Raw genomic sequence first — 20,767 nt, 5'->3', positions numbered from 1 at the left:
TCTCCAACACTTTCGTGGTAAACTAACGCCAATTTTTTTCTGAACTTTTTCTGAACAAGGCATTGCTGTGCAAACGACCCATTCTGTTTCTTTGCGTATTGCGAAATATCTTTTCCTGATTATTGTTGTTACAGGGATCATCAGTGCCTTGAGTTTGGCTATTATTACCAGCAATAAATCCGATGCGGAAGCCATTAATGTTTCCGGATCTTTGCGGATGCAAAGTTATCGCCTGCTCTATTTAATGGAAAAGCAACCGGAAGTGGTTGAACAAAATTTACGTTTTTATGAAGAAAGTCTTCATGCGCCGAGTTTGGTGGAGATTCAGCATCAGCTTTTTACTCCGGATGTGGTGAAACAATCTTACCAGACAATTCTTGAACACTGGGCGGTGATGGAAAATTACGCCCGTCAAAATAATCCTTTGCAATATAGCCAAAATCTCACGGATTACGTGAGTGAAGTGGATTATTTTGTCTTTGAATTGCAACGTTTTAGTGAACAAAAATGGCTTTTTGCCTTATCCGTGCTGTGTTTTTCGATGCTGTTGATTGTGGGAATGGTGTCTTATGTCATTTGGTTTACGCAGCGTGAAGTGGTGAAACCCTTAAAATTACTCACGAGAGCCAGTATGCAGGTGCAAATGCGGCAGTTTAACCATATTCCTCTTGATACCGGAAATAACAATGAACTTGGCACATTAGCAAGGGTGTTTACACAAATGTCTGCCGAGCTTGGCAAACTTTATTCCCGCCTTGAAGATGCGGTGAACGAACAAACTCAGAAACTTCGCCAAACCAATCGTTCTCTAACAACCCTTTATCACAGCTCCCAATTACTCACTGTTAATGCGATTAATGATGCCATTCTGAGCCAATTGCTCAATCATATCCGTGTCAGTGAACATTTACGTTATATCGAATTAGAAGTATTGGGGGCAGAGCATTGGGATATTGCATTTGGAGAAAAACAAGCTCATCAAAGTTTACAAGTAGAAGAATTGAAAATTGAAAATGACACGCTCGGCGTGCTTTCTTGGCAGGCAGGCTTGCCTTGCCCTGATCCCCGTATGATGCAAAATTTAGCGCAAATGTTGGCCCGTACGCTTTTCTTCCACAAAAGCCAAAGACAACAAGAGCATTTGTTATTAATGGAAGAGCGATCCATCATTGCTCGGGAATTGCATGACTCTTTGGCTCAAGTGTTGTCATTTTTACAAATTCAACTGACACTGTTGAAACATAATTTGAAAAAAGAAGATGAATCGGCAAAACAAAAAAGCCTAGCGATTATTACGGATTTTGAACAAGCGCTTTCCAGTGGCTATGCCCAATTACGGGAATTATTGGCAACTTTCCGATTAACGGTGCAGGAAGCGAATTTACAATTGGCTTTAGAACAAGTTATTGATTCCCTACGTCCGCAAACCAGCATGAAGATGAGCGTGAATAGCCAATTGCCCTCACAAAGTTTAAATCCACAGCAACTTATCCATGTATTACAAATTGTAAGAGAGGCTGCATTGAATGCGATTAAACATTCAAAAGGGCAATTGATTGAGATTAATGCCCAAACGAATGCAGAAGGGGAATATGAAATATTAATTGAAGATGATGGGGTAGGGATTCCTAGTTTGGATGAACCCGATGGCCATTACGGTTTAAATATTATGGCAGAACGTAGTCGTCAATTGAATGCTGAATTAACCATTAATCGCCGTCCACAGGGCGGTACGCAGGTGAAAATTACCCTGCCACAGACATTATTTTAAGGAAAACCATGCAAAGCTTACAACCTTTTCATACCTTCCATATTCCGGTGAATGCCCATGAAATTATTGAAATCAATACACTCGATCAGTTAAAACAAGCTTGGGCAGAGGCGAAGGCTCAAAATCGGCCGGTGCTTTTTCTTGGGCAAGGTAGCAATATGCTGTTTTTAGAGGATTTCAATGGCGTGGTGCTGATTAATCGTTTGCTTGGCATCACTCATGAGGAAGATGATCTTTTTCATTATCTCCATGTTAATGGAGGGGAAAATTGGCATCAATTGGTGGCATGGAGCCTTGAACAAGGAATGAACGGACTAGAAAACCTTGCGCTGATCCCGGGCTGTGCCGGTTCTGCACCGATTCAAAACATTGGTGCTTATGGGGTGGAATTTAAAGATTTCTGTCATTATGTGGATGTATTGAATTTGGAAAGCGGTGAATTATTTCGTTTAAATTCGGCAGAATGTGAGTTTGGTTACCGTGAAAGTATTTTTAAGCATCGCTATCAAAAGGGTTATGTGATTACGGCGATTGGATTAAAACTCGCTAAAAATTGGCAACCTGTATTGAAATATGGCTCGCTGGTAAATTTTGATCCACAAAGGATTACAGCAAAACAAATTTTTGATGAAGTTTGTCAAATTCGCCAAAGTAAGTTACCTAACCCGGATGAATGGGGGAATGCGGGGAGTTTCTTCAAAAACCCTGTCGTGAGTGCAGCACAATTCGCAACAATTCAAAAACAGGCGGAAAATATACCGCACTTTCCCCAGGCGGATGGTTCGGTGAAATTGGCGGCGGGCTGGTTGATTGATCAATGTCATCTCAAAGGTTACCAAATCGGCGGGGCGGCGGTTCATGAAAAGCAAGCTTTGGTGTTGATCAATAAAACGAATGCCAGTGGAGGCGATGTTGTGCAATTAGCCCGACATGTGCGTAAAACCGTGGCGGAAAAATTTGGCGTATTCTTACAACCTGAAGTGCGCTTTATCGGTGCCAATGGCGAAGTAGACAGTGAGAAAGCCATTGCTTGATTTTTACATAAAAAATGAGTGTTTCCTTTTTATTTAGGCATAGCGATATGCCGATAAAGGGAAACACTCATTGCAATGTCGATTGATTTAGCGGAAATTATTTTTTCAATAAATCACGAATTTCAGTAAGTAATTTTTCTTCGTTAGAAGGCTCATCAGCCGGTTTTTCTTCCGGTTTTTTCAATTTATTAATGCTTCTCACCATCAAGAAAATGGCAAATGCAATAATCACGAAGTCAAAGATGTTTTGAATAAACATCCCGTAGTTTAATGTGACGGCCGGAATGTCACCGTTTGCCGGTTCTAAAATATATTTTAAATCTTTGAAGTCCACACCACCGGTTAAGAGACCTAATACCGGCATGACCACATCACCGACCAGTGAACTGACAATTTTACCGAATGCACCACCGATAATGACACCCACTGCCATATCGACAACATTACCACGCATCGCAAATTCGCGAAATTCTTTTATAAAGCTCATAAATTTTCCTTTTGATAAATGAATAAATGGGGCTGTATTCTATATGAGCTTTAGCTAAAAAGTAAACAATTAAATAAAGAATGCACTCGGTTGGAACAATTTTTCAATTTCAGACACGGCTTTTTTATCGCTGAGATAGACGACCACCTGATCGCCATCTTGAATCTCCGTGTTCTTATGGCCAATGATCACCTCATTATGGCGTAAAATTGCCCCGATGATACAACCTGTGGGTAAGCGAATATCCCGTATTCTGCGCCCAATAATATTGGAAGAATTAACATCACCGTGAGCCACAATTTCAATGGCTTCTGCCGTGCCGTGATGTAAACTTGCCACATTTTTGACATCACCTTTCCTCACATAGCCTAACAAAGCCGATATGGTGGCCTGCTGAGGGGAAACGGCAATATCAATCGTACCGCCTTGGATAAGATTGATATAGGCCATGCGTTGAATTAACACCATGGCTTTTTTCGCTCCCAAGCGTTTTGCCAATAGGGCAGACATAATATTGGTTTCATCATCACCGCTTAAGGAAAGAAACACATCCACATTTTCGATATGTTCTTCAAACAATAAATTTTGATCTGATGCATCGCCATGAAAAACCAAGGTTTTTGAGAGTTTTTCTGCCAAAATTTGAGCGCGTTCGGTATCTCGTTCAATGAGTTTAACAATGCAATGATCTTCCAACTGTTTGGCAACTCCCACTGCAATGTTGCCGCCTCCGGTAATCATCACCCGTTTATAGGGTTTTTCAAGACGTTGTAATTCACTGATAACGGCTTTGATATGTTCTGTTGCACAAACAAAGGTGATTTCATCACCGGCTTCAATAATGGTCGAACCTTGCGGACGAATACTTTTATCATGACGTAAAATAGACACAATACGGCAGGCAATATGGGGCATATGCTCTTTAAAAGCGGATAAAGCATGGCCGACTAATGCCCCACCATAATAGGCTTTTACCACCACGACACTGATACGATTTTTAGCAAAATGTGCCACCTGTAATGCACCCGGGTAGGCGATAAGGCGAGTGATCTCATCGGTGACTAAATTTTCCGGTGAAATAAGGTGATCGATGGGGATATTTTCATCATTAAACAGTTTGTCTTTTTCACGCAAATATTCCGAATTGCGAATACGCGCGATGCGGGTTGGCGTATTAAATAAAGTGTAACCCATTTGGCAGGCCACCATATTGATTTCATCTGATGAGGTGACCGCCACCATTAAATCGGCATCTGCCGCACCGGCATCACGCAATACTTTAGGGGAGGAGGGAGAGCCTTGCACTACTCTTAAATCATGTTTTTCTTGTAAGGCCTGAAGTCGTGGTGATTCATTATCTACGAGCGTAATATCGTTATCTTCACTCAGCAGATTTTCCGCTAATGTTGTGCCGACTTGCCCAGCACCAAGGATCATTATTTTCATGTGTCACTCCTTGTTAAGATCAGAGGGAAAATCCCCATTTGCGGCGAATTTAGACCGCACTTTAAGGCGTCCATTTGGCGACAGATTTCATCCGTTACAGCATTGGCCTGAGCCATTTTTTCTTCTGTGACCCCTTCAGGTTTTTTTTGAAACAAAATTGCCTCTAATAATCGTTCGGCGTGCATGCCTTCTCGACAATAATGTAACACCCCTACCTCATCAAATAAGGTCGTTACTTTCCCAATTCTTGTTGTCGCAATGCCTAAAGCGCCGTCCTCACCGCCCAGCTCTCGGAATAAGGCATCTTGAGGAAAACCGCCACAGGCTAGGAAAAAAGCACGGCGAAATACTACATTGCCACCGCAGGTCATTCTCATGTGCTGCCAAGCAAAATCAAAATTAGGATGATCCGCATAGCACTTTGCTAACCCTATGGGTTTTAAGGCTAAACGTACCACCGAGGTGTCCGGTTGAAAATGAAAGGTGGCGGCAGCCACTTCCAATGCACCCGCCTCATAGGCATCGTCAGCATCTAAAAAAGCGATAAATTCGTTGCTGGATTGTAATGCGCCCCAATTTCTCGTTTTTGCCACACCGCTATTGGTTGGCATTTTTTCTACCCGAATTCTATCGGGATAATCTTTTGCCCATTTTTGTGCTAAGGAGAAGGTATTATCTTTAGAGGCATCATCAATCAGCCAAATTTTGCCCAAACAAGGTTGATGTAACGCTGATTCTACTGCTCGGTTCAAGGTTTTTTCGGCATTATAGCAGGGAATAATCACGTCAATAGGGGGGAACATCTTTGTCTCCTTTGGCTAGACACGCTTACGCAATTTGGCATAGTAGAACCCATCTCCGCCTTTTTCTTGCGGAATAAACTGAAAACCGACCGCACTTTTATCACCACTTACGGCTTCTTTAAAGGGGAGAGGTAATAATTCCGCATCAGGTTGTTCAGATAAAAAAGTGCGAATTTGTTCATGATTTTCTTCCGGTAATACGGAGCAGGTGGCATACAATAAAATACCGTTGGGCTTCAATTTTGCCCAAAGTGCCTTCAAAATATTGTTTTGTAATGCGGTAAGTTGGGCTATATCCGTTTCTTGGCGTAGCCATTTTATATCGGGATGACGGCGAATAACACCGGTGGCAGAGCAAGGGGCATCTAATAAAATACGGTCAAATTGCACCGCACTTTGCCCGATTTCAGCCAGCCATTCGTCGGGTTGTGTGGCATCACCACAAACCACTGTTGCCTGCTGATTTAAACGTGTCAGATTTTCTTCCACCCGTTTCAAACGCTGGGCTTCAATATCCAAGGCGATCACTTTGGCTTGTGGGGCGAGTTCTAAAATATGGGTGGTTTTCCCCCCGGGGGCGGCACAAGCATCTAAAATCCATTCGTCATTTTGTGGCGCTAACAAGACTGCCGCCCATTGGGCGCTCAAATCCTGTACCGTCACTTCCCCTTCCGCAAAATGGGGTAATTTTTCTACCGCTGTGGCGAAGCGCAACCGCAATGCCTGAGGGTGGGGGCCACTTTCTGCCAAAATGTCCGCTTTTTCTAATAAAGTGCGGTAAGTTTCTGGGCTATTTTTTTGTGCATTAACCCGTAGCCACATCGGCGGTTTTTGGTTATTCGCATGAATGATATCACGCCAATTGGGATAAGCTTTTTTCAATTTGTTTACAAACCATTCGGGATGCAAGGTTTGCCAATGTTTATCCACTTGCGCCAAAATGCTTTCCTGTTCACGCAGAAAACGGCGTAATACGCCATTGACTAACCCACGGAAACTGTCAGATTTCAAGGCTTTTGTGGCATTCACCACTTCATCCACCGCTGCGTGGGGCGGAATTCGCATATAAAGCAATTGATACAGCCCGACCAACAATAAACAATGCACAATGCGGGTTTTGCCTTTAAGCGGTTTATCCACAAGGTGTTGGATAATCTGTTCTAAACGAGGCAGCACTCGACAGATGCCAAAACAAATTTCTTGGAGTAACGGTAAATCCTGTGTTTTTAGGGAGGCTTGAACAGAAGGAATTAAGCTTGAAAGGGATTTTCCCTCATCAAGCACCTGCAAAACGATCTGTGCCGCCAAGGCTCTGGTGGAAAGTGCGGTAGATTTTTTCGCTGTTTTTTTCATTGGTTTAGCTTTGCCCGCTTGGGGTTGTGAGGGGGTATGTTTCATTAAGCTAACACCTTACCTAGAGGAAACCAGTCTGCCCGTCCATTGAGCAAATCTTGAACCGACATGGGCTTTTTCCCTGCCGGTTGCAGTTGTAGAATATTTAATACCCCCTCAGCCGTGGCAATTTGAAGACCGGTTTTATCCGCACGCAAAATTGTCCCTGCCGGTTTATCTTGATGAGGCAATACTTCTGCTTGATAGACTTTTAAGGTCTGTAGATTACCTTCTTTATCTTCCGTGCTGAAATAAGCCATCGGCCAAGGGTTGAATGCCCGAATATTCCGTTCAAGTTGTGTGCTTGAAAGCGACCAATCTAATTTGGCTTCCTCTTTAGAAAGTTTATCTGCATAAGAAAGTTTATCGGTATAGTTGCTTTGACTATCCTCTTGTTTCTCGGCGATAAATTTTCCGCTTTCCAGTTGGTCAAGCACTTCAATGAGTGCAGGAGGGGCCAGTTGAGCCAATTTATCATAAAGGCTGGCTGCGGTTTCTGTGGACAAAATATCACAATAGACTTTGTGTAACATATCCCCGGTATCTAAGCCCTCATCCATTTGCATAATCGTGACGCCTGTTTGCTCATCCCCTGCCCAAATCGCACGTTGAATAGGTGCTGCACCACGCCAACGAGGCAAAATAGAACCATGCACATTCAAACAGCCCAAACGAGGGGTATCTAAAACCGCTTTAGGGAGAATGAGGCCATAAGCCACCACCACCATCACATCGGCATTCAGCGCTTGTAACTCTGCTTGTGCCTCAGCGTTGCGTAAGGATTTAGGTTGGTAAACCGGAATGTGATGCTGTAATGCTAATTGTTTCACCGGGCTGGCTTGTAATTTTTTACCACGCCCCGCCGGTTTATCCGGTTGGGTATAAACCGCAATGACCTTATGTTGGGAGTGGAGTAGGGCTTGCAAATGCTGTGCCGCAAAATCCGGCGTGCCGGCAAAAATAATATTGAGTGGTTTCATCATGTTCTACGTTATGTTGAATAATGTTACAGATCGTTATAAAGAGAAAACAAAATGCGGTCAAAATTAACCGCACTTTTCGTGATGATGTCTTTGTTGCACAGGGGTAGGGACACACTGCGTGTGTCCGTTATAAAATCAAATTTCAATATATTACAAGTGGACACACGCAGTGTGTCCCTACGTTTCTTTGAAATCCCTGTGTTGTACATGGACTACATAATGTCGGTTATTGTTTTGCTATCTGTTTTTTATATTTAATCAATTTTTCTTTAATACGTTGGCGTTTGAGTGGTGAAAGATAGTCCACAAATAAAACACCGTTGAGGTGATCAATTTCATGCTGAATACAAATGGCGAGTAAGCCGTCGGCATTGAGCGTGAATTCTTTGCCATGACGATCAAGCGCTTTTACGGTCACTTTTTCTTTGCGTGGCACTAAAGCACGAAAACCCGGTATGGATAAGCAGCCTTCTTCGATACCGGTTTCACCTTCTGAGGCTAAAATCTCAGGATTAATCAAAACCAATTGATTTTGTTTGTCGCCCTCAATATCAATGGTGATAATGCGTTGTAAAATATCCACCTGTGGGGCGGCTAAACCAATGCCTTCTTGTTGGTACATGGTATCAAACATATCATCAACAATTTTACGAATATCATCATTGACTTCAGAAACAGGATCACAGACGATTTTTAAATGTTCTTCGGGGTAAATTAATACATCAAGTACAGCCATAATTTCTCTTATTTTTCTCAGGGTAATTGGTGCGTGATTGTAGCACAGGAAGCTTACGCTGTCCTAAATTTAGGTACATTATCCAAATTCCAATTCAACGGCATTTTCACCCAACATATTGACTAATTCCGTCAAAATTTCATCGGTAGGGGTAATCGACCATTGAATACCCAGCCGTAGTAACGCTCTGCCTTGCGGGCTTTGGTAATAAACGTTAATTGGCAATGCGCCACCGCTGGCCGGTTCAAGTATTTGTTTGAGTTGCTTAATCAACATCGGCGTTATCTGTTCATCGGAAAGACTAATAGCAAGGGATTTAGCATAGCGTGAACGGGCTTCATCTAAGGTCATCATTTCCCGTACGGTCATTTTTAACCCGCCGGAAAAATCATCCATGCTCACCTGACCGGATACCACGACGACGGTGTCTTTTTGCAATTTTTCGCCAAATTGTTCCAGACTTTCGCCAAATAAGGTGATATCTAAACGCCCGGAGCGATCATCTAATGTGGCAATGCCCAGTCGATTTCCCTTTTTGGTGATAGCAATGCGTGATGACACAATTAATCCGGCAGCGGTACTCATTTGCCCTCGACGGTTGGGTGTGAGCTCTTTTAATCGTGTTGAGCTATAATGAGAAAGTTCTTTCAAATAACGGCTAACAGGATGACTGCTTAAATAAAGCCCTAGGGTTTCACGCTCGCCGTCTAAAATTTGTTTTTCTGTATAAGGTGGGGTATTGGCATAGGCGTTTTCCACTTCTTCATGGGTTTCGGTTAATACACCGAACATATCCGATTGCCCCATAGCTTCGTCTTTTGCATGTTGATCGGAGGCTTTTAAGGCATCTTCTAAATTTTTAGACAGTGCAGCACGATGTGGCCCGAGTTTGTCAAATGCCCCAGACATAATCAGGCTTTCAAAGGTACGGCGGTTGATTTTTTTCAAATCCACACGAGCACAGAGATCAAATAAATCCTTGAAAAATCCCCCCTCGTTACGCGCTTTTACTAAGGCTTCAATAGGGCCTTCGCCCACCCCTTTGATAGCCCCGATTCCATAGACAATTTCACCGTTTTCATTCACACTAAAATGATGTTTGCCCACATTAATATCCGGTGGGGTGACTTTTAATCCCATCCGCAAGCACTCATCGTACAAACCGACAATTTTATCCGTATTGTCCATTTCCGATGTCATCACTGCTGCCATAAATTCTGCCGGGAAATGGGTTTTCAACCAAAGGGTTTGGTAAGAAACCAAAGCATAGGCCGCCGAGTGGGATTTATTAAAGCCATAACCGGCAAATTTTTCTACCAAGTCAAAAATCTTCATAGAAAGTTCACCGTCAACGCCATTTTTAATCGCCCCTGCCTCAAAGACGGAACGCTGTTTTGCCATTTCTTCCGGTTTTTTCTTACCCATTGCACGGCGTAATAAATCCGCACCACCTAAAGTATAACCGGCTAAAACCTGAGCAATTTGCATCACTTGCTCTTGATATAAAATAATGCCGTAGGTGGGTTCTAAAATGGGTTTGAGGCTTTCGTGCTGGTAATTGGCATCAGGGTAGGAAACTTCTTCACGCCCATGTTTACGGTCGATAAAGTTATCTACCATGCCGGATTGCAACGGGCCGGGACGGAAGAGCGCCACCAAAGCGATGATATCCTCAAAGCAGTCCGGTTGTAAGCGTTTAATTAAATCTTTCATACCCCGCGATTCCAATTGGAACACGGCGGTCGTTTCAGCCCGTTTGAGTAATTCAAAAGATTGTGGATCATCCAAAGGAATGGAGGCAATATCCACTAAGGGTTTCCCTTCCCGTGCCATACGGCTGTTTACCATATCCAATGCCCATTTGATGATAGTGAGTGTGCGTAACCCTAAGAAGTCAAATTTAACCAAACCGGCATATTCCACATCATTTTTATCGAAATGGGTAACGGGATGAAGCCCTTCACTGTCGCAATAAAGGGGGGAGAAATCGGTAATGAGTGTAGGGGAAATTACCACACCACCGGCGTGTTTTCCTGCGTTTCGGGTCACCCCCTCCAGTTTGCGTGCCATATCAATCAGCGCTTGCACTTCCTCATCACTGTCATAGGCAGCCTGTAATTGCGGTTCGGCTTCAAAGGCTTTGGCAAGGGTCATCCCCGGATCGGGTGGAATTAATTTAGAAATGCGATCCACAAAACCATAGGGATGCCCCAGCACCCGCCCCACATCACGGATAACCGCTTTTGCTGCCATTGTACCGAAGGTAATAATTTGCGACACCGCACCGCGTCCGTAGGTTTCCGCCACATGTTCGATCACCCGATCTCGTCCGTCCATACAGAAATCCACGTCAAAATCGGGCATAGACACACGTTCAGGGTTGAGGAAACGCTCGAAAAGCAAATCGAATTCCAGTGGGTCGAGATCGGTAATTTTTAACGCATAGGCCACCAGTGATCCCGCACCTGAACCCCGTCCCGGCCCCACGGGAATGTCATTATCTTTCGACCATTGAATAAATTCCATCACGATCAAGAAATAACCGGGGAAGCCCATTTGGTTGATCACATCAAGTTCAACTTGCAAACGTTCATCATATTCTGCCCGTTTTTCCGACCGCACTTTTTCATCGGGAAACAAAAATGCCAAGCGTTCTTCTAAGCCCTCTTTCGATTTCATCACCAAATAATCTTCTGTACTCAGATCCCCTGTTGGGAATTGCGGTAAGAAATATTGCCCAAGACGCAATGTCACACTACAACGCTGAGCAATTAATAGGGTATTTTCCAAGGCAGAGGGAATATCGGCAAAGAGGGCACACATTTCCTCTTCTGTGCGGAAATATTGTTGTGCGGTGTAAAGTTTAGGACGTTTGGGATCGTCTAAGGTGTAGCCATCATGAATAGCAACCCGAATTTCATGGGCTTCCGCATCATCGGATTTTAAAAAGACCACATCATTGGTCGCCACTAGGGGGAGATGTTGCGCTTCAGCCAAGGCACAGGCGGCTTTAATATAGCGTTCTTCATCAGGCTTACCGGTTCGGGTTAATGCCAAATAAAAATGATCAGGAAAAAATTCTTGGTAAAATTTGACCGCACTTTGTATTTCGGCGGCATTTTCTTTTAGCAATTTTTTCCCGACATCACCTTTTGTACCGCCGGATAAAATAATTATCCCCTCACGGTGTTCGATCAACCAATCTTGATCGATATAAGGTAGGTCGTCATAGCCTCGCTGGTAAGCTTTTGACAATAGTAGGGTGATATTTTTATAGCCGGTATTATTTTTTGCCAATAAAGTGAGTTCAAATAATTCATCACCGCATAGATTGCTGCGTACCCGCACGTCTGCCCCAATGATCGGTTTGATGCCGGAAGACAAGGCTTCCCCATAAAAACGCACGACACCACAAAAATTGGTGAAATCCGTCAGTGCCATCGCCACCATATTATTTGCCACACAGGTTTTGACTAAAGGTTTCACTTTAGCGATACCGTCAATCATCGAAAAATCACTGTGTATGCGAAGGTGAACAAAGCGGGGTTGTGTCATTTGAAATCCTTGAAGATGCAGTTGATTTGAATATTTTTATGGGGCTGTATTATACGGAAATTTAAGATGAAGGGAAAATGAAAGGGGAGTCACAATATCCGCTTTTCAACTCATAAAAAAAGCCCTTATATGAAATAAGGGCTAGAGTATATTGAAGGGATTGATTATTTACCGTCCACGCTCACGCCGTAGAACGCATCATAACCAAATGGGCTTTGAACATAGCCTTTTACACGAGGACTAAGTGGTGCAAAACCAACAGAGTGGGCCACTGGGATCCAAGGGGCTTGCTCATGCGCAATCACTTGTGCTTGTTTATAGAGGGCAGCACGATCTTCTTTATTGGTTAATCCGATAGCTTTATCCAATAAGGCATCAAATTCAGCGTTTTTAAAACGGGCAAAGTTTGAATTGCCTGCATTAGCACTGGATAATAATGGAGAGAGGAAGTTATCCGGATCGCCATTATCGCCAGACCAGCCAAAAATACCTGCCGTTAATTCGCCGGCTTTTGCCCGTTTTTGATAATCCGCCCATTCATAGGTTACCGGGTTGGCTTTCACGCCGATTTTCGCCCAATCGGCCATTACAAGTTCTGCCATCCGTTTTGGATTTGGGTTGGAGGCACGCACCACCGGTTGAATCCAGAAATCTGTTTCAAAACCGTTCGGATAACCCGCTTCAGCTAAAAGCTGTTTCGCTTTTTCCGGATCGTAAGGATAGTCTTGAACCTCATCGTTATAGCTCCAAATTGTTGGCGGTAATGGATTTTTCGCCGCTGTACCGGCACCTTGATAAACCGCATCGATAATGGCTTTTTTATCCACCGCATAATTTAACGCTTGGCGAACTTTCACATTATCAAAAGGCGCTTTTTCCGTGTTAAAGGCAATATAAGCCACGTTTAACCCTTTTTGTTCTAACAGTTGAACTTTAGGATCGGTTTTCATTTTGGCTAAGTCCGCCACATTTGGGAATAAGATTAAATCACAGGTTCCGGCTTGTAATTTGGCATAACGGGTAGTGGCATCCGGCACAATGCTAATCACTAAGCGATCAAGTGGCGTGCGGCCTTTCCAGTAATTTTCATTGGCGACATATTGTGCGGCTTGATCGATTTTATAATCAACAAAAATAAACGGGCCGGTTCCCACAGGGCGATTATCAATGGTTTCCGGTTTGCCTGCTTTTAGCATCGCATCGGCATATTCCGCAGAATAAATAGAAATAAAGTCCATACCTAAGCTCGCCAAGAAGGTGGCATCTTTTTTATTTAAAGTGATACGAACCGTATTATCATCAACTTTTTCCACAGATTTTAATAAATCAGGAAATTTCATTGCTTTGAAATAAGGGTAAGTCCCTTTTGATACATTGTGATAAGGATGATTTGGATCTAACTGACGTTGGAATGAGAAAAGCACATCATCAGCGTTGAAATCACGAGTTGGGGTAAATTCTTTCGTGGTATGGAATTTCACGCCTTTGCGGAGATGGAAAGTATAGGTTAAACCGTCTTCGCTAATCTCCCAACTTTCCGCTAACGCCGGCTCAATATCGGTTGAACCTTTTTTAAACTCGACTAATCGGTTATAGACTTGTTGTGAACTGGCATTGTAAGAGGTTCCCTCCATCACCAGTGCCGGGCTAAAACCTAAAGGGGCTTTCGCTGTACAATACACAAACGTATTATTTGATGAGCCGGAATGATTTGCCGCTTGTGCATTTTTATCCGAAGTACCTGATTGATCACAGGCTGCCAAAAATAAAGAGGTGGCCACAAGTGTTAAGGTTGTTTTTAGTTTCATAATATATCCTCTAAATTGAAATAAAAACCGATAGAGATGATCCGTTTTCAATGAAAAATTGAAAGGAGGAGATTTGAGTTTACCGATAGAAAAAAATTTATCAACTATTACACTCGCATTTCATCCTTGAAGTGTTTTCATCACCTGTTAATCCTATTAAATTTTATCGTTACTTCACATTGCCGTTTCTACGCTTTCAAACAGGCTACAAAATGCGTGCCATTGTCGGTATGGAATGTGGGTTTTTGAGTGCCACAGTCCCCATCGGCAAGAGGGCATCTTGTGCGGAAAACGCAGCCGGACGGCGGGTTTATCGGGGAAGGGAGATCCCCCTCTAAGAGCTGGATGTTTTTATTTCGTTCCAATTTAGGATCAGGAATGGGCACAGCAGACATCAGCGCTTTGGTGTAAGGGTGCTTGGTGTGATGATACACCTCATCATCGCTGCCTAATTCCATGGCGTTGCCTAAATACATCACCAACACCCGGTCGGAAATATGTTTTACCACGGCAAGATCATGGGCAATAAAAATGAGTGATAGGCCCATTTCTGCTTGTAAAGATTTCAATAAATTTACCACTTGGGCTTGAATAGACACATCCAGTGCGGAAACCGGTTCATCACAAATAATCATTTTAGGCTCAATAATTAATGCACGGGCAATACCGATACGTTGGCATTGTCCACCGGAGAACTCATGGGGATAGCGATTGATCAAATTGGGCAATAAGCCGACTTTTAACATCATCGCCTGCACTTTTTCTTTCACCTGTTCTGCGTTCAAGTGAGGTTGATAAATTTTAAGCGGTTCTGCAATAATTTCCCCGATATTCATCCGAGGGTTGAGCGAGGCGAGGGGATCTTGGAAAATCATTTGAATGTCTTTACGCGTATCACGCCATTGTTTTGGTGATTGGTTTCGTAAATCTTTACCTAACCAAATAATTTCTCCTTCATTGGCTTCCACTAAACCAATAATGGCACGGGCAAGGGTGGATTTCCCACAGCCTGATTCGCCCACCACGCCTAGGGTTTCACCGGCATAAAGTTGAAAAGACACATTGTTCACCGCTTTTAAGGTTTGCGGTTTGGCAAAAAATAGGGCTTTATCATTTTTGATTTTGAAGGATACACCCAGATTTTTTACCTCTAATAATAAATTTTTCGCTTTCATCATAGGGTTCGTCCCTCAAACTGTGTGGCAGGAAGCCAGCAATTTCGCAAATGCCCTTCGGAAAGTGCGGTCAATTTTGGCGCTGTTTTACATTGTTCAGCGGCATAACGGCAACGGGGTGAAAACGGACAGCCTGCCGGTAAATGGAGCAGGTTAGGCGGATTTCCCGGTATGGTGATGAGGCTGTCATGTTTGCCGTCAAGACGAGGGATCGCCTCCATTAATCCGAGGGAATAAGGATGGGTGGGGTGATAGAAAATTTGTTCTGCCGTGCCATATTCCATAGTGCGACCGGCATACATCACCAGAACCTGATCGCAAATGCCTGCAACCACCCCAAGATCATGGGTGATCATAATAATTGCAGTATTAAATTCCTGTTTGAGTTCGTTCAATAAGGTCATAATTTGTGCTTGAACGGTGACATCAAGGGCGGTGGTGGGTTCATCGGCAATGAGTAATTTCGGGCGACAAAGCAATGCCATAGCAATCATTACACGTTGCCGCATCCCACCTGAAAATTCGTGAGGGTACATTCCCATGCGTTTTTTGGCTTCGGGCATTTTTACCGCATCTAACATTTTCACCGATTCATCAAATGCCGTTTTTTTGTCATAACCTTTGTGCAACATCAATACTTCCATTAATTGCTCACCAATTTTCATATAGGGATTTAATGAGGTCATCGGGTCTTGGAAAATCATCGCGATTTGTTCTGCACGGATGTTGTTCAGTTGTGCGGTGGGTAAATTGACTAATTGCGTACCGTTAAATATGGCAGAGCCGGAAACCTTGCCATTCGGTGCAAGTAAGCCCATTAAAGCAAAAGCAGTTTGGGATTTACCGGAACCGGATTCACCCACAATGCCGAGGGTTTGCCCTGCATCTAAGGTAAAATTCAGATCATTGACGGCAGTCACAATACCATCGGGCGTGTGGAAATTGACATAGAGGTTTTGCACGTCTAATAAGTGCGGTTGATTTTTGGGGTGTTTTTCCATAAACCGCTCCTAGCGATCTTTCGGATCGAGGGCATCACGCAAGCCATCGCCGATAAAGTTAAAACAAAATAGGGTTAAACAAAGGAAGAAAGCCGGAAAAATTAAAAGCCAAGGTGCGACTTCCATTTGGGCAGCACCATCGCTGAGTAATGCGCCCCAACTGCTCATGGGTTCTTGTGTGCCCAGTCCTAAAAAACTTAAAAAGGATTCAAATAAAATCAATCCCGGCACTTCTAGAGAGGCATAAACGGCCACTAAGCCCAATACATTGGGAATGATGTGTTTGAGGATGATTTGACGGCGTGGCACACCGCAAACAATCGCGGCTTCCACAAATTCTTTGTTTTTGAGGCTGAGGGTTTGACCCCGCACAATCCGTGCTAAGCCTAACCAGGCAATGGCACCGATTGCCACAAAAATAAGGAAAATGTTTTGTCCGAAAAGGGTAACCAGCAAAATGACAAAAAACATAAAAGGAAAGGAGCTGAGAATTTCTAAGAAACGCATCATCACCATATCCACTTTACCGCCGAAATAACCGGAAATTGCGCCATAAATGGTGCCAATCATCACTGAAATTAAGGCACCGGCAATGCCGACCATAAGCGAAATTCGCCCGCCAATCGCCACCCGAACAAGCAAATCCCGTCCTGAGGAATCTGTGCCAAAGAAATGCAATCCCTCGGAAGTTGGGGCAACGCCCATCATATTCCAATCCGTATCTTCATAAGTAAAGGGAAAGAAGAAGGGAGCAAAGGTAATAAATAGCACAATCATCAGTAATAAAATTAAACTGACGACAGCGGCTTTGTTGCGGAAGAAACGCCGTTTTGCATCTTGCCAGAGGCTGCGTCCCTCAAGTTGCATTTCCTCCATTCGTTCGGCGAGTTGTTCCACAAATTCAGTATTTTTTTGATTAATCGGTTGGGTCATTGCGCACTCCTAATAACGAATTTTCGGGTCAATGACCGCATATAAAATATCTACAATCATATTAAATAAAATGGTGAGCGTGCCCACAAGAATGGTTAAACTTAATACTAAAGAATAATCACGGTTTAGCGCGCCATTGACAAATAATTTCCCCATACCGGGTAAGCCGAATACACTTTCAATGACCATGGAGCCGGTGATAATGCCCACGAAAGCCGGGCCAAGGTAGGTGATGACAGGCAAAAGCGCCGGGCGAAGGGCGTGCTTTAAAATAATTCGGTGGGTAGAAAGCCCTTTGGCTTTCGCCGTGCGAATAAAATTGGAATGAAGTACTTCAATCATTGAACCCCGCATAATCCGTGCAATGCCTGCTACATAGCCAATAGTGAGTGAAGCGACCGGTAAAATTAAATAAGGTAATGCCCCCTCATTCCAACCCCCGGCAGGTAACCACCCTAACCAAATGGCAAAAAATAAAACAAGAAGTGGCGCAAAGACAAAGCTTGGCATGATTACCCCTGTCATCGACATACTCATTAAAATATAATCCCATCGACTATTTTGTTTTAATGCGGCAAGAGTACCGGCAGAAATGCCCAGGGTGAGGGCAAACAAAAAAGCAATGCAGCCTAATTTGAGCGAAACAGGAAAAGCCGCACCGATTAAATCATTCACCGATTGATCTTTATATTTAAAGGAAGGGCCAAAATCCCCTTTGGAAAGATTTTCTAAATACAATAGATACTGTTTGTGTAAGGGTTCATTGAGGTGGTATTTCGCTTCGATATTCGCCATCACTTCAGGTGGATAAGCCCGTTCTGAGGTGAAAGGGCTGCCCGGTGCTAAGCGCATCAGAAAAAACGAAAAGGTAATTAAAATAAACAACGTGGGAATGGCTTCCAACACCCGTTTAAGGATAAATTTGAACATGGTTACTCCAACCCTAAAATATCACGGCGATATTTTCTTTTCTGCTTTGTGAGGCAAGGATTTGATAAAAATAAAAGTGCGGTCAAAAAAACCGGTATTATGTAGCAGTTGCACAAAGATTTAACCGATTAAAAGCCTTAAAATCCCCATTGAAATTTAAACTCAATGGGGATTTTATTATGTCAGAAACCTACCTTGTTTCGCAAATGGTAAAGTTACTAGAGAAATGTTATAAAGAAAAAGCGATTATTTCTTATAAATTAAAAGAGCTTGCCGAGCAAGAAAAATGTTTAAAGGCACAGATTAGTAGCTTTACGGAATCTTTGGGTTATATCGATCCGAATTTTGACGTTAGGACGATTAAAAAAGACTATGATGCGGCGAAGTTACTTCGTCAGAAGCCGTTTAATAAGAATTTATCCTATCTGATTTCTCAAGTCTTTAAGCAGTATAATTGTTGGTTGGATTTACACTTAATTACATCTTACGCGATTAAAATAGATAAGGACCTATTACCTACATCTTATCCAGAAGTCACAATACAGCATCAATGTGCTATCGGAAACGCATTGCGTAAACTATATAAACAAGGCATTATTGAACGGAAAGAAAAATACTTGCATTACAAAATCAAGAAAAGAGGAATGTTTGATACATCCGAATGGCGGTTAAAGCCGATAGAGAGTGAAGAATAGTTGATAGCGGTAGAAATACCGCTATTTTAGTTTCCATTGCCAAAGCACTTCTTTGCGGCTGATTTGCGTTCGGGTAATCCAATCTCTTTGATAAAATTCATTGAGTTGTTTACGGACGGAATCTAGATGTTTTTCGGTGGGCGTATCTTGATTTTGTTCAATCTCAAAAATTCGTTGGGTGAGGTCGGCGATGGTAAAGCCTTTGTTGGGTTCATTGCGTAGGATTTGAACAAGGTATTTGCGGATTTTGCCTTTGAATAACTTAAATTTACGGCGATAAACAAAGTTTTGGGTGTTGTAAAGCGTAATATCGCTTTCCTGCTGCATTAAATCAATGGCGCGTTTGAGTGTTGCAATATTGGCATCAAGCAAGGCTAAATGGTGTAAAACCTGTTTACGCTCAAACTCAAATTCTTTAATCTTCTTTTCTAAATTGTATGCCATACTTATTGCCAGATGACCTCTTGATGAACAATTTTGCGTTGCCAGTACCCGCACCATTCGTTGTTATCGTTGGTGGTTTTTAAACATCGACTGAGTACATCAATAAATTGGGTTTTATTGGATTGACGGCGATTATCCTCACGATAAGCAATTTCATTGGCATAGTTGAGCAAGTATTCATTACTGATGCGGTGAACTTGCCCGTAGTACATTCGTTTGAACCGGCTGAATAGGCTTTCCGCCTGATTATTCGTTACGCCTAAATCACTGCGATATTCCTCTTTATGGTTGACGGTGCGTAAATCATAATACGGCAGTAAAATATCATAGGCATTGCTTTCATCGGTATTGATTCGCGCATTAGGTTTAATGAATTTATCAGCAAAATTTTTTACTACGGATTGGGATTCCGTATGAGCGACAAAGACGTGCGAACGTTTTGCACCACAATGTAAAACATTGTTGGCTTTCTCATCCGCCGAATAATGCTCACGAGCGACCATCACACAACGCTTATTTGGATTTTGATTTTCTTTTAAACGGTAGTCGATACGGTCGGATTTTTTATTTGCTTTGCGGGGTGAAGGATGAACGTAAGTCCCGTCCATATCAATTTCACCGGAAAGCGGCTGCATATCACGGCTTTCAAGTAGCGCTTTACGGAATTTATGGGATAACACAAAGGCAGTGCGAGGGTTTAATTTGGCGTTACGCGCCAATTGGAGCGAAGATAAACCTTTCACGGCATTGACCCACTCCATCAAGGCAAAAAGATAGACTTTAATCGGTTTCTTACGATTGGCAAAAATTGTGCCGGACGTTACGCTAAAAGTATGATTACAGTGACGGCAACGCCATTGGTTACGGGTGGAGATTCGATACGCCACGTGTTGAACACCGCACTTCGGACAAACCACATTCTCTTTACTTCCCCATCGAAGTTCGCAAAGCAAATCAAACGCCTGTTCGTCCGAGAGTTGAGCAATCTCATAGGACGAAAGCGTGCGGGCTTTGCTTGAGAGGAGGAAATGTTGGGCCATATAGTTGTTCTTTAAATAGTCTAAAATCTGTTTACAGGATATTCAATATACGCTCAAACGTGATAAAATACGTTCTAATTAATATCAAATATACGCTCATTTGCGGTATTTGTCAATTTTAAATTGAAAAGGAACGCTCAAATGTGCATATCAGAAAGATTAAAACAGGTTTGTGAAGCTAAGAATTGGAAAATAAAAGATTTTGCCGAGCAAACAGGAATCGCTTACCGCACCTTGCAAGGCTATATCGGTGGCGAACGTGAACCAAATGCAGAGGGAATGACTGGTATCGCTAAAGCTGGAGTGAATTTAAATTGGCTTGTGAGCGGTGAAGGGGAAATGTTTCAGAACGTAGAGCAAGAAACAGCCATATCAGAGCAAGAAGAAAAATTACTTTCAGATTACCGCTCAATGCCCGAAAACCTAAAAGAGGCTTTCTCAATTTCTTTCAAAGAAATTTCTGAAAAACAATGATTATTTACTTGACACACTAATATAAGGATCGCAAAAATGTTCAACGCAACGCAACGCAAC

The 20,767-nt window shown here is 42.9% G+C and carries 18 protein-coding genes; 4 read left to right on the top strand and 14 right to left on the bottom strand.

Translation table 11 applies throughout. The annotated features are described in order from the left end of the window. Window positions 1-67: 67 nt before the first annotated feature. Together narQ and murB are read left to right on the top strand one after the other, a co-directional pair. Window positions 68-1,771, top strand: a complete 1,704-nt coding sequence (gene narQ, locus BKK48_RS08525) for a nitrate/nitrite two-component system sensor histidine kinase NarQ (protein WP_077427831.1) — start codon at window positions 68-70, stop codon at window positions 1,769-1,771. An 8-nt stretch (window positions 1,772-1,779) separates the two neighbouring features. Then, the gene (gene murB / locus BKK48_RS08520; RefSeq protein ID WP_077427829.1) at window positions 1,780-2,805 is read left to right on the top strand and encodes a UDP-N-acetylmuramate dehydrogenase; all 1,026 of its coding nucleotides are present in this window, start codon (window positions 1,780-1,782) and stop codon (window positions 2,803-2,805) included. A gap of 97 nt (window positions 2,806-2,902) precedes the next feature. Here murB and mscL read toward each other — a convergent pair whose 3' ends face one another. The 12 genes from mscL to oppB all read right to left on the bottom strand — a co-directional run bounded on the left by mscL (window position 2,903) and on the right by oppB (window position 18,054). Then, window positions 2,903-3,292: a large-conductance mechanosensitive channel protein MscL gene (gene mscL, locus BKK48_RS08515; protein WP_077427827.1), complete on the bottom strand. Its 390-nt coding sequence runs from the start codon at window positions 3,290-3,292 to the stop codon at window positions 2,903-2,905. Window positions 3,293-3,361: 69 nt separating this feature from the next. Continuing rightward, window positions 3,362-4,738 carry a Trk system potassium transporter TrkA gene (gene trkA / locus BKK48_RS08510; RefSeq protein ID WP_077427825.1) on the bottom strand — a complete coding sequence of 459 codons (1,377 nt, stop codon included), beginning with the start codon at window positions 4,736-4,738 and terminating at the stop codon, window positions 3,362-3,364. Next, window positions 4,735-5,541, bottom strand: coding sequence for a glycosyltransferase family 2 protein (locus BKK48_RS08505; protein ID WP_077427823.1), 807 nt, complete (start codon window positions 5,539-5,541; stop codon window positions 4,735-4,737). The genes trkA and BKK48_RS08505 overlap by 4 nt, the downstream gene beginning before the upstream one ends. Before the next feature lie 15 nt (window positions 5,542-5,556). Beyond that, window positions 5,557-6,894, bottom strand: a complete 1,338-nt coding sequence (gene rsmB / locus BKK48_RS08500; RefSeq protein ID WP_425271818.1) for a 16S rRNA (cytosine(967)-C(5))-methyltransferase RsmB — start codon at window positions 6,892-6,894, stop codon at window positions 5,557-5,559. Window positions 6,895-6,938: 44 nt separating this feature from the next. Continuing rightward, window positions 6,939-7,913 (bottom strand): methionyl-tRNA formyltransferase, encoded by a 975-nt coding sequence (gene fmt / locus BKK48_RS08495; RefSeq protein ID WP_077427819.1) that lies wholly within the window; start codon window positions 7,911-7,913, stop codon window positions 6,939-6,941. A gap of 229 nt (window positions 7,914-8,142) precedes the next feature. Next, window positions 8,143-8,652, bottom strand: a complete 510-nt coding sequence (def, locus tag BKK48_RS08490; protein WP_077427817.1) for a peptide deformylase — start codon at window positions 8,650-8,652, stop codon at window positions 8,143-8,145. Window positions 8,653-8,730: 78 nt separating this feature from the next. Then, window positions 8,731-12,207 (bottom strand): DNA polymerase III subunit alpha, encoded by a 3,477-nt coding sequence (dnaE, locus tag BKK48_RS08485; RefSeq protein ID WP_077427815.1) that lies wholly within the window; start codon window positions 12,205-12,207, stop codon window positions 8,731-8,733. 164 nt (window positions 12,208-12,371) lie between these two features. Next, window positions 12,372-14,015, bottom strand: coding sequence for an ABC transporter substrate-binding protein (locus BKK48_RS08480; protein ID WP_077427813.1), 1,644 nt, complete (start codon window positions 14,013-14,015; stop codon window positions 12,372-12,374). Between the two features lie 188 nt (window positions 14,016-14,203). Continuing rightward, complete coding sequence (gene oppF / locus BKK48_RS08475) at window positions 14,204-15,193, bottom strand: murein tripeptide/oligopeptide ABC transporter ATP binding protein OppF (RefSeq protein ID WP_077427811.1); 990 nt, start codon at window positions 15,191-15,193, stop codon at window positions 14,204-14,206. Next, window positions 15,190-16,191 (bottom strand): ABC transporter ATP-binding protein, encoded by a 1,002-nt coding sequence (gene oppD / locus BKK48_RS08470; protein WP_077427809.1) that lies wholly within the window; start codon window positions 16,189-16,191, stop codon window positions 15,190-15,192. The genes oppF and oppD overlap by 4 nt, the downstream gene beginning before the upstream one ends. Window positions 16,192-16,200: 9 nt before the next feature. Beyond that, on the bottom strand, window positions 16,201-17,124 hold the full coding sequence (oppC, locus tag BKK48_RS08465; protein ID WP_077427807.1) for an oligopeptide ABC transporter permease OppC: 924 nt from the start codon (window positions 17,122-17,124) through the stop codon (window positions 16,201-16,203). A 9-nt stretch (window positions 17,125-17,133) separates the two neighbouring features. Continuing rightward, complete coding sequence (gene oppB, locus BKK48_RS08460) at window positions 17,134-18,054, bottom strand: oligopeptide ABC transporter permease OppB (RefSeq protein ID WP_077427805.1); 921 nt, start codon at window positions 18,052-18,054, stop codon at window positions 17,134-17,136. 179 nt (window positions 18,055-18,233) lie between these two features. Between oppB and BKK48_RS08455 the strand changes: the two genes are divergently transcribed. Beyond that, the gene (locus BKK48_RS08455) at window positions 18,234-18,749 is read left to right on the top strand and encodes a hypothetical protein (RefSeq protein ID WP_077427803.1); all 516 of its coding nucleotides are present in this window, start codon (window positions 18,234-18,236) and stop codon (window positions 18,747-18,749) included. Between the two features lie 21 nt (window positions 18,750-18,770). Here the strand turns inward: BKK48_RS08455 and BKK48_RS08450 are convergent, their stop codons facing one another. Both BKK48_RS08450 and BKK48_RS08445 read right to left on the bottom strand, forming a co-directional pair. Continuing rightward, a complete protein-coding gene (locus tag BKK48_RS08450) occupies window positions 18,771-19,193 on the bottom strand; it encodes a hypothetical protein (protein WP_077427801.1) in 423 nt (140 codons plus the stop codon). Between the two features lie 2 nt (window positions 19,194-19,195). After that, window positions 19,196-20,233: an IS1595 family transposase gene (locus BKK48_RS08445; RefSeq protein ID WP_077427799.1), complete on the bottom strand. Its 1,038-nt coding sequence runs from the start codon at window positions 20,231-20,233 to the stop codon at window positions 19,196-19,198. 141 nt (window positions 20,234-20,374) lie between these two features. Between BKK48_RS08445 and BKK48_RS08440 the strand changes: the two genes are divergently transcribed. Next, a complete protein-coding gene (locus BKK48_RS08440) occupies window positions 20,375-20,707 on the top strand; it encodes a helix-turn-helix domain-containing protein (RefSeq protein WP_077427797.1) in 333 nt (110 codons plus the stop codon). Window positions 20,708-20,767 lie beyond the last annotated feature (60 nt).

The organism is Rodentibacter heidelbergensis (assembly GCF_002000125.1).
In the GTDB taxonomy this organism is placed as follows: Bacteria; Pseudomonadota; Gammaproteobacteria; order Enterobacterales; family Pasteurellaceae; genus Rodentibacter; species Rodentibacter heidelbergensis.
This window is presented reverse-complemented; position numbering and strand designations above follow the sequence as displayed.

Excerpts from the sequence above, each read along its gene's own strand:
- oppC (WP_077427807.1), bottom strand. The coding sequence starts at position 17,124 with ATGACCCAACCGATTAATCAAAAAAATACTGAATTTGTGGAACAACTC.
- BKK48_RS08480 (WP_077427813.1), bottom strand. The coding sequence starts at position 14,015 with ATGAAACTAAAAACAACCTTAACACTTGTGGCCACCTCTTTATTTTTG.
- oppF (WP_077427811.1), bottom strand. The coding sequence starts at position 15,193 with ATGATGAAAGCGAAAAATTTATTATTAGAGGTAAAAAATCTGGGTGTA.
- BKK48_RS08505 (WP_077427823.1), bottom strand. The coding sequence starts at position 5,541 with ATGTTCCCCCCTATTGACGTGATTATTCCCTGCTATAATGCCGAAAAA.
- mscL (WP_077427827.1), bottom strand. The coding sequence starts at position 3,292 with ATGAGCTTTATAAAAGAATTTCGCGAATTTGCGATGCGTGGTAATGTT.
- dnaE (WP_077427815.1), bottom strand. The coding sequence starts at position 12,207 with ATGACACAACCCCGCTTTGTTCACCTTCGCATACACAGTGATTTTTCG.
- oppB (WP_077427805.1), bottom strand. The coding sequence starts at position 18,054 with ATGTTCAAATTTATCCTTAAACGGGTGTTGGAAGCCATTCCCACGTTG.
- BKK48_RS08455 (WP_077427803.1), top strand. The coding sequence starts at position 18,234 with ATGTCAGAAACCTACCTTGTTTCGCAAATGGTAAAGTTACTAGAGAAA.
- BKK48_RS08440 (WP_077427797.1), top strand. The coding sequence starts at position 20,375 with ATGTGCATATCAGAAAGATTAAAACAGGTTTGTGAAGCTAAGAATTGG.
- def (WP_077427817.1), bottom strand. The coding sequence starts at position 8,652 with ATGGCTGTACTTGATGTATTAATTTACCCCGAAGAACATTTAAAAATC.
- BKK48_RS08450 (WP_077427801.1), bottom strand. The coding sequence starts at position 19,193 with ATGGCATACAATTTAGAAAAGAAGATTAAAGAATTTGAGTTTGAGCGT.
- fmt (WP_077427819.1), bottom strand. The coding sequence starts at position 7,913 with ATGAAACCACTCAATATTATTTTTGCCGGCACGCCGGATTTTGCGGCA.
- oppD (WP_077427809.1), bottom strand. The coding sequence starts at position 16,191 with ATGGAAAAACACCCCAAAAATCAACCGCACTTATTAGACGTGCAAAAC.
- trkA (WP_077427825.1), bottom strand. The coding sequence starts at position 4,738 with ATGAAAATAATGATCCTTGGTGCTGGGCAAGTCGGCACAACATTAGCG.
- murB (WP_077427829.1), top strand. The coding sequence starts at position 1,780 with ATGCAAAGCTTACAACCTTTTCATACCTTCCATATTCCGGTGAATGCC.
- rsmB (WP_425271818.1), bottom strand. The coding sequence starts at position 6,894 with ATGAAAAAAACAGCGAAAAAATCTACCGCACTTTCCACCAGAGCCTTG.
- BKK48_RS08445 (WP_077427799.1), bottom strand. The coding sequence starts at position 20,233 with ATGGCCCAACATTTCCTCCTCTCAAGCAAAGCCCGCACGCTTTCGTCC.